This is a genomic window from Microcoleus sp. BM001215392, from assembly GCF_036700185.1.
Lineage (GTDB): Bacteria > Cyanobacteriota > Cyanobacteriia > Cyanobacteriales > Microcoleaceae > Microcoleus.
This window is the reverse complement of the sequence record NZ_JAUBOJ010000243.1, coordinates 2,415-11,361: the sequence shown is the minus strand read 5'-3', so window position 1 is coordinate 11,361 and position 8,947 is coordinate 2,415. Positions and strand designations below refer to the sequence as shown.

The 8,947-nt window shown below is 47.1% G+C and carries 7 protein-coding genes; 3 read left to right on the top strand and 4 right to left on the bottom strand.

Going from position 1 to position 8,947, the window contains the following annotated elements; all coding sequences use genetic code 11:
- Positions 1-269 precede the first annotated feature (269 nt).
- Both QT974_RS22490 and QT974_RS22485 read right to left on the bottom strand, forming a co-directional pair.
- Positions 270-1,163, bottom strand: coding sequence for a CNNM domain-containing protein (locus tag QT974_RS22490; protein WP_333470643.1), 894 nt, complete (start codon positions 1,161-1,163; stop codon positions 270-272).
- Positions 1,164-1,570: 407 nt separating this feature from the next.
- A complete protein-coding gene (locus tag QT974_RS22485; protein ID WP_333470642.1) occupies positions 1,571-2,659 on the bottom strand; it encodes a hypothetical protein in 1,089 nt (362 codons plus the stop codon).
- Between the two features lie 114 nt (positions 2,660-2,773).
- Here QT974_RS22485 and QT974_RS22480 point away from each other — a divergent pair, with 114 nt between their 5' ends.
- From QT974_RS22480 to QT974_RS22470, 3 genes are all read left to right on the top strand, one after another.
- Positions 2,774-3,691 (top strand): YihY/virulence factor BrkB family protein, encoded by a 918-nt coding sequence (locus QT974_RS22480; protein WP_333470641.1) that lies wholly within the window; start codon positions 2,774-2,776, stop codon positions 3,689-3,691.
- A 531-nt stretch (positions 3,692-4,222) separates the two neighbouring features.
- Complete coding sequence (locus QT974_RS22475) at positions 4,223-5,491, top strand: glycosyltransferase family 4 protein (protein WP_333470640.1); 1,269 nt, start codon at positions 4,223-4,225, stop codon at positions 5,489-5,491.
- Positions 5,492-5,590: 99 nt separating this feature from the next.
- A complete protein-coding gene (locus tag QT974_RS22470) occupies positions 5,591-6,604 on the top strand; it encodes a glycoside hydrolase family 24 protein (protein ID WP_333470639.1) in 1,014 nt (337 codons plus the stop codon).
- A 107-nt stretch (positions 6,605-6,711) separates the two neighbouring features.
- On the opposite strand, the gene QT974_RS22465 is transcribed toward QT974_RS22470, so the two are convergent.
- Positions 6,712-7,428, bottom strand: coding sequence for a DevA family ABC transporter ATP-binding protein (locus QT974_RS22465; RefSeq protein ID WP_333470638.1), 717 nt, complete (start codon positions 7,426-7,428; stop codon positions 6,712-6,714).
- Positions 7,429-7,506: 78 nt separating this feature from the next.
- Positions 7,507-8,691 (bottom strand): ABC transporter permease DevC, encoded by a 1,185-nt coding sequence (gene devC, locus QT974_RS22460; RefSeq protein WP_333470644.1) that lies wholly within the window; start codon positions 8,689-8,691, stop codon positions 7,507-7,509.
- Positions 8,692-8,947 lie beyond the last annotated feature (256 nt).

Sequence of the window (8,947 nt, the reverse complement as noted above, 5' to 3'; positions counted from 1 at the left end):
GCGACCTCTACCCTTAAGTCAGAGGATTGGAGTAATGAATAGTCTGATTTTAATTGATCCCGATCGGACGGGCGGGCTTTCAACCAATTCTTTCTGGTAATTGAGGCGCAGTTTTTGAGATTTGGGATTATTGGTTAATCTCAAATCTCATGATTTAAATGAACCGCGAAGACGCAAAGGACGCGTTAGCGAAGCGGCGCGCAAGCGCTAGGAAGAGAATGGAAGGGAAGATAAAGAATTGAGCAATTATTGTCCCTATTGGTAGTCATTCAATTCAAGACGAGTTCGGGCTGTTGCGGCTCAAATAAGGGGCGTGTTACCTGGCGCAGCAGCACTGTTTCTAAACTGCCTTCTACTACATCTGCTGCTTCTATTTCTAGTTCGCCCCACAATAGCCGATCGCCTTGATTTGGGATTTTACCGAAATTGTGGATCGCGAATCCGGCGATTGTTTGGTACGCTTGGTTCGTGGGCAGGTTTAACCCGAGTTTTTCGTTAACTGCTGTTACTTCCCAGATGCCGGAAATTAGGGCTGAATGAGCGTCTTTTTCAACGATCGTTGCTTCGGAATCTGGTAGCAGCGGTTCTGACTGCTTACTGGTAATCCAACCTGTCAGCAGCCGCACCGTACCGTTGAGAACTGCTAGCAGCGGCCACAGTATTTTCGAGCAGATTTCCAGGGATGGCATCAAAAGCAAAGCGGTGCGTTCTGGGGCGTGGGTTGCTAATACTTTGGGGATGAGTTCTCCTAATACTATCTCGATGTATGTAACAAAGATGAATGCTACGGGAACTGCGATCGAATGCGCCGTCAGCATCGCCGGAAAATGACCGATCGGCAATTTGTCGATCCAGGGCTCGATCCAGTGTACAGTCGCTCCCTCGCCCAACCATCCCAACAGCAGACTCCCTGCGGTTGTGCCAGTTTGAGTCACCGACAGGTAATGCGGTATGTTGTTCTGCGCTTGGTGGACGAGTTCGGCAGTTTTGGCGTTTGGGCGATCGCGCAACTGGGCGAGTTGGCGGATTTGATGGCGATCGGCCGATACTAATGCTAGTTCTGACGCCACAAAAAACGCGATTAAAAGTGTTAAGCCCAGCAACATTGCTAATCTCAGCAGTGTTTGGGCGACTTCTATTTCCAGACAAGTAAGGTTGTTCAAAATAGATAAATAATATGATAGATGTTTTCGACTAACGCCTTTATATTAGCTTAGCCATTCAGATAGATTGACATCGGATATCCACACTACCCGTATTCTTCAACAGTTGACAGTTGACAGTTGACAGTTGACAGTTGACAGTTGACAGTTTGAGAGAGACGAGCGACCTCTACCCTTAAGTCAGAGGATGGGAGTAATCAATAGTCTGATTTTAATTTTTCCCGCTCCGGCGGGCGGGCTTTCAACCAATTCTTTCGGGTAAAATGCGCACTGCACACCTTACCCGTACAACTTGCGAACTCTTACTCTTATCTTCCCTTCTCTTCTCTTCTCTTTCTTCGCGTCCTTCGCCTCTTCGCGGTTCGTTAAAAAAAATTCAATTAACAAACCCGAAACTAATTACTAGATCAACCCTCCCTTAACTCCCGCAGCGAGTTAATTTCCGTCAAAGTCTCCTCCGGATCGGACTTCAACCCGCCTTGAATGTAATTCAACTTCACCTCTTCCAACAAATCCGACAGCAGAGACTGCAATTCCCCGAGAGTTTTCTCATCTTGCAATTCCCGCCGCAAACTTTGATTGAATTCTTGGCTAAAATTATCGATAATTTTGCGCCCTTTATCGTCTTCGTAAGTAGTAGCTACCACATCAACCGCAGTTTGAGCCAGATAATTTGCTAGCTGTTCGGTCATTTCCTTAGGCAGAATATTAACCGGAGAGAAAGTTTGCAGGAGTTGATAAAAATCCGACTGTTTGATTGTGGTTTCCAGATTGTGGTGCAGCAATTCTTCCAAACCCGGTTGCACTTGCGGCAAAACTTTGTAAATTGTCAGATCCAAAATCCGGTTGGTAATTTGTTCGATCGTATTTTCTTGATTGACGTGAAGGTAGGGCTGCTGCGGTTCGAGCAGTACCCGCGCTGCGTCGCCCTGTTCGATCGAACTTTGAGCTTGATTGATAAACCGCACCATCATGTATTCCGACATCGTATCGGCTAAATAAGCCACCGGTTCGTAGGTAATTTGAGCAAATGCGCGATCGAGATTCACCAAACCCGACTTGTGGAGGCGCACCAACACCGGCAAAATCCGCCACCCATGCCAAATCGGCACCAGCAGAAACACTTCGTACCAGCGCCTCAGCACAAAATTAGACCAAGGTACCCCCGGTTTGCGGCGGGTGTGGAACAGACTTTTTATCACAAATTCCGCCCAGAAAAAGCCGATAAACCACGCATCTATTCGCCAAAACTGGTCAGTGTTTGGCAAAGATTCGGGATTTGGCAAACTCGAATTAATGCCTTTAATCGGGTCGTAAATTTTCACTAATCCGGGCAAATAAGTCTGATAAACAGGGCGAAACTGAAGGTAACTGAAATGGAAAAGCACCACTAAAAAATTTACCACCGCTACTAATGCGCTCAGTTTTGCCCAAGAAACTGCTTTTTTGGACGATTTGACATCGGTGCTGTTAACATTTGCGTTGGAATTTGACATAAAAGTAATTCTCTGAGTTTGCTAATCGATAAATCTATCTTGTGGCTGAGGCTGAAAAAGTCCTAAACTATTACAATCCCTTTGTGAAGCATAAGTATCAGGAAACCAAAGGTCGTGAACTTAAAAACAGTCATATCGCTGCTCAAACAAACTTTTACTGAATGGCAAGAAGATAAAGCGCCAACTCTAGCCGCCGCCCTAGCCTATTACACAGTCTTTTCCCTCGCCCCGCTGCTAATTATCGTAATTGCGATCGTCGGTTTAGTCTTTGGTGCAGACGCAGCCCAAGGTCAAATCGTCGCCCAACTCCAAAGTTTAATCGGCAAAGATGGCGCCCAAACTATCCAAGAACTGATTCTCAAAGCCTCAGAACCCAAGTCGGGAATGATTGCAACTCTCGTCGGCATCGCTACACTTTTGTGGGGCGCGTCCAACGTGTTTACTAATCTCAAAGAAGCCCTCAATACTATTTGGAATGTTTCACCGCCTCCGGGTCGGGGTATCTGGGGATTTCTGCAAGACCGTGTATTGTCTTTTACGATGATTTTAGGCATCGGTTTTTTACTGCTAGTATCTTTAGTCCTTAGCGCCGTTTTAGCTGCCGTCAGCTATTGGTTAAACGGCTGGTTGCAATTACCAGTAGGTATTTGGCAGATTGTGGACTTTGCGATCTCCTTTGGCGTAGTTACGCTACTGTTTGCCTTAATTTACAAACTTTTGCCCGATGTCGATCTTGCCTGGAATGATGTTTGGATCGGCGCCGCCATCACCTCAATGCTGTTTACGATCGGCAAATCTCTCATTGGAGCTTACCTCGGCGGTAGCGGTATTGCCTCTACCTACGGTGCTGCGGGATCGTTCGTAATTATCCTGCTTTGGATTAATTATTCCGCTCAAATTCTGTTCTTAGGTGCCGAGTTTACCCAAGTTTGGGCTAACCGATACGGCTCTCTAATGCGAGCTTCGCGAAATAATACCCTGCACACCGAAAAAGGAGAATCCGTAGCGCGCAAACATCGGAACAATTCTTAATATTTGACAATTGGGAAATTTGAGGTTAAATTCGATCCCCGGCTTTGATCGAAGCAACAGTGAAGCAGCCAGAAAGCGGAAGGCGGAAGGAAAGAAAAATTTTGAAGGCAATAATCTAGCTTTCTTTTCGATCGCTCTCTAAAATTATGTCTTGAGGACGATTTGCTTCTGCTTTCTCCACAGCTAAATTTATTTAGTCATTAAGGTAAAAATTTTACCTTGGACTGACGGCAGCATCTCGAACAGCAACCTGAAAGCTGGTTGGAGTTTGAGAACAGTCCCTAGCGAAGAAATTCCCTTCACCTTCGTTTATTTCCATTTTGATTATGTAGAGTTTGACCTGCTGCTGGTCTCTGTCAGCAGAAGGAAGTCGTTTGTCAATTTGATCCTGGCAATTTATCCCTGAAGGATGATTTATAGCTAGCCCATTTTGACTTTAATAACAATTAGCAGCTACGTTTCGTTACCCCGCGCAGGACGCAAAATCGCACATTGATCGGCTGCATTTTTTTTAAATTTTGGTAAACAATCATGATTTCATTAACAAAAAAACGTATCGCCCTGATCTCGGTTCACGGCGATCCGGCTGTAGAAATTGGCAAAGAAGAAGCGGGCGGGCAAAATGTTTACGTGCGTCAAGTAGGTGAAGCTCTGGCGAAACAAGGGTGGCAAGTTGATATGTTCACCCGCTCATCGGACTCGCAACAAGCAAGCATTGTCCAGCACAGCCCCAATTGCCGGACAATTCGCCTAGTAGCAGGGCCGCAAGAATTTATTCCCCGCGACGAACTTTACGGATATTTGCCTATTTTTGTTCGCGAATTTCAGAAGTTTCAGTTAGAGTCAGGCTTTCAATATCCCTTAGTTCACACGAATTACTGGCTGTCTTCTTGGGTGGGAATGGCGTTGAAAAAATCGCAACCCCTGCGACAAGTTCACACTTATCATTCTTTGGCAGCAGTTAAATACAAGTCGGTTTCGACAATTCCCATGATTGCCAAAACCAGGCTCCACGTAGAAAAAACACTTTTGGAAACAGCCGATCGCGTAGTAGCTACCAGTCCTCAAGAAAGAGAACACATGAGGTCTCTGGTGTCCTCAAAAGGCAATGTTGATATTATTCCCTGCGGTACCGAAATAGAGCGGTTTGGGTCGATCGCCCGATCGGCCGCCCGCCAACAGTTGGGAATAGCGCCCGAAACCAAAGTCGTGCTGTACGTCGGTCGTTTTGACCCCCGCAAAGGCATCGAAACCTTAGTCCGCGCCGTCAGTTTGTCATCACTCCGTGACAAAAGCGATTTAAAACTAATTATCGGCGGTGGCTGGCGCGAGGGGGAAAGTGACGGTAAAGAGCGCGATCGCATCGGCCGCATGGTTCAAGAATTAGGCTTAAGCGACATTACCAGCTTCCCTGGCGGCTTGAGCCGAGACATTCTTCCCGCCTACTACGCAGCCGCCGATGTCTGCGTGGTTCCCAGCCATTACGAACCTTTCGGCTTAGTCGCCATTGAAGCGATGGCCTGCGGCACGCCCGTAGTCGCCTCCGACGTGGGAGGGCTGAAATATACCGTAGTGCCGCGAGAAACCGGTTTGCTGGCGCCGCCGAAAAATGAAGCAGCCTTTGCAGGTGCGATCGATCGCCTATTAGTTGACTCACTATGGCGGCAGCAACTCGGACAAGCAGGTAGAGCGCGCGTCCAAACCAATTTCAGTTGGGACGGTGTAGCTTCCCAACTAAGTCAACTTTACACTCAACTGCTCGAAAAAGCCGCGATGAAACTTGACCCCGTGAGCGCTTAGTAGTATCACTTAGTATGGTTGAAGCGAGTTTCCGTCGATCCCTATCCATCTCATCTATAACTGGGAACCTTCAACTAGAAGTGATATGAGGAGGTACTCTTGTACGCATCAGAACATCTGGGAAGCCATCTGCTTCGTATGTCCGACCAAGAGCTAATTCGTCTGTGGGTAAACCGCAAATCTACCCCCAGCAAGCGCTTTAGCTGGCAGGCAGCCAACGGTTTTCGACTGTTTGTAGAAAAACCTTTGGCAGAAGTGACTCTGACAGATGTCCAGACTTTCGCCGCAGCGATGAGGACTCGCAAAGTTCCACCCCGTTTCTACAAGCAAACCTTGCTAGCTCTAAAATCGCTGTTCGCCTTCGGCCAGCAAACCGGAATCTTGCCCGCAGCTATCCCCCTGTACGCGTGGCCCGTGCGACAGCACAGCCAGCGGTACAAACGCCTCCGTTCGAGACTGGGGTGGAGTTTGTGCATTTGTTTGTGCTTTCTTTTGGGTAGAATGGCGCCGAAACTCTGGGGGCAAACAGTCTCAGCAGAAATATCGCCGCCTCCTAAACGCCTGAGTGTCGCCACAGAAAGCTCGCCCTCTCCCCAACCCTTGCCGTCGGTGGCCACTGACGATCGAGTTGCAACTGACCATAGCATCGAGCGCGATCGGGTAAAAGCATTTCTCGACACCATAGCCACCGCCGAAGGCACCGCTAGTTCCGACGGCTACCGCACCCAGTACACAGGCACCAAATTTGCCAGTTTCAGCGACCATCCCAGAGAAATGAGATGCGGCCGCCGCTACGGCAAAAAGCTGTGTTCCGATGCTGCGGGGCGCTATCAGTTTCTCAGCACAACTTGGGATAGATTTGCTAAAAAATTTAGCATCACCGATTTTAGTCCGCAAAATCAAGACTTTGTAGCTGTCGAGCTGATCCGAGAAAAAGGTGCTTTAGAAGATATAGAAGCGGGTAGATTGGAGCCCGCAATCAGAAAACTCGCCTACATCTGGCCTTCTTTTCGGCGTTTTGGCGGTTCCGTGGACTCGTCGCTGCCCAAACTCGAACAAATGTACCTGCACAATTTAGGGATTTATCGCCCAGGATTGGTTGTTAGCAATTAGTAATTGCGATCTGCGATGAGTTATGGGTTATTTGCGATCGGTTATGGGTTATTTGCGATCGGTTATTAGAACCAACAACTAACAAATAACCAATAACCAATAACTATTTAGGCTAATTTTCCATCTTCCATGTTAACAATGCGATCGGCAATATCCAAAATACGGTTATCGTGGGTAACTAACAAAATCGTACAACCCTGCTCTTTGGCCAGTTGCTGCATCAAAACCACCACTTCGCGCCCGGATTTGCTGTCTAGAGCCGCTGTCGGTTCGTCCGCCAAAACAATTTGGGGGCGACTAACTAAGGCACGGGCGATCGCAATTCTTTGTTTTTGTCCGCCCGACAAATCATCGGGATAATAGTTAACCCGTTCTTCCAGGCCTACCAATGCTAGCATTTGCGCAGAGCGATCGCGCATTTCGGCACGCGACAAATTTCCGTGAACCTCCAAACCCATTTGCACGTTTTGCAGCGCCGTCAAACTGCGGTGCAAGTTGTGGGCTTGGAAAATATAGCCAATTTTCCGCCGCCCTTTCACCAATACATCTGAACTAGCCTTGCACATCTCTTGACCGAGAATTTTGAGACTGCCAAATTGAGTTGACCGCAGTCCGCCAATCAAAGTCAAAAGCGTGGTTTTTCCCGAACCGGAAGGCCCCGTCATCAGCACAATTTCCCCAGCATTAATTTCGAGATTGATGTCAAAAAGTACCTGTTTTCGCAGTTGACCTTGACCGAAGTAGTGGTCGAGGTGATGCGCGGCAATCACAGGTTCAGGAATCTGTAAATTGTTCGTTGTGGGGTTGAGTGTAGTGGATTTCATGAGTTAAAGATTCGGATTTTTTTAACCACAGAGGACGCAGAGAACACAGAGAGAGATAAGAGAGATACGAAATGCAGATTAAAACATATCTGCCGGGTCGGCTGCTTGCAGTTTCCGAGTAGCAATAGCGCCTGAAATACTGCACATAACCATGTTTAAAATTAATATTGTAACTGCTCGGATCAGTGTCATGTACAGCGGCAGATTTGTAGCGTTACGAGTTAAGGCGTAAAGTCCGAAAGAAACTCCCAATCCAGGAAAAAAGCCGATAATGGATAAAATTAGAGCTTCTTCAAAAACAATGCCGAGTAAATAAACATTGCGGTAGCCCATCGCTTTAAAAGTAGCATATTCTCCCATGTGGTCGCTGACATCGGTTGAGAGAACTTGGTAAACGATAATTACTCCTACTATAAAACCCATCGCTACGCCTAAATTAAACACAAAGCCAACGGCAGTATTCTTAGCCCAATAGTTTTTCTCAAAATCGATAAATTCTTGTTTAGTAAGTACCTTGACATCCTCGGGCAAGTATGCTGTTAAAACTTGTTGAACTTGCACCGGGTCAGCACCCGGTTGCAGTTGAATTAATCCGGCATTAACACTCGCTGCTTCTTGTCGGGGAAACAGGCGCAGGTAATTTTGATCGCTCGTCATCAAGATGCCGTCGGCGGCAAAAGATGCTCCTACTGTGAATAACCCGCTGACGCTAACAGTGCGCCGCTCGATCTCGGTTTTAACCGATTTTCCTCGATCGATTTCGGCGATCGTCCTTTGGTAATCTCCCCTCGCAGCGCGATCGAACAGCACGGTATCCGGCAATTTAATCGCGCTCAGATTTTGGTTGACAGACGGTAGCGCAAACGCAGGGCGATCGGGATTGAAACCCACCACCATCAGGGAGGTTTCCCGCCGAGTTTCGGGATTTTTCCAGTTGGCAATTTTTACGTACAGCGGATCGGCTGATTTGACGCCCGGTACATTCATTGCTTGATACAATCTGCGGCGGGGGAAGGAAGATAAATTAATCAAATTCCGGGCTTGGGGGTGAATCAAAACTAAGTCTGTTTGCAATGTGGCGTGCAGGCGCGTATTGCTGGTGTAGAGGGCATTTTGGAAGCCCAACTGCATGAACATCAGAATGTCAGCAAAGGCAATTCCTGCTACTGCAACCGCCATTCGTCCTTTGTCGTGACTCAGTTGCAGCCATCCGAGGGGAGTTCTGCGTCTTAACTGTTTTAAGGGTTTGATGAGTCCCAGCATATTACCTCTGGCAAAATTTAGGCTTGATTTGCGATCGAATGACAGCGATCGAAAGAAAGAATGAAAGAAAGAAAGAATGAAAGAATGAAAGAATGAAAGAATGAAAGAATGAAAGAATGAAAGAATGAATGAAAGAATGAATGAATGAAAGAATGAATGAATGAATGAATGAATGAATGAATGAAAGAAAGAATGAATGAATGAATCGGCGATTGAAATCGCTTCTAGACAAACGATGTCTGCCTCCGCAGACTTA

Coding starts and splice junctions, on each gene's coding strand:
- QT974_RS22475 (WP_333470640.1), top strand. CDS start 4,223: ATGATTTCATTAACAAAAAAACGTATCGCCCTGATCTCGGTTCACGGC.
- devC (WP_333470644.1), bottom strand. CDS start 8,691: ATGCTGGGACTCATCAAACCCTTAAAACAGTTAAGACGCAGAACTCCC.
- QT974_RS22465 (WP_333470638.1), bottom strand. CDS start 7,428: ATGAAATCCACTACACTCAACCCCACAACGAACAATTTACAGATTCCT.
- QT974_RS22485 (WP_333470642.1), bottom strand. CDS start 2,659: ATGTCAAATTCCAACGCAAATGTTAACAGCACCGATGTCAAATCGTCC.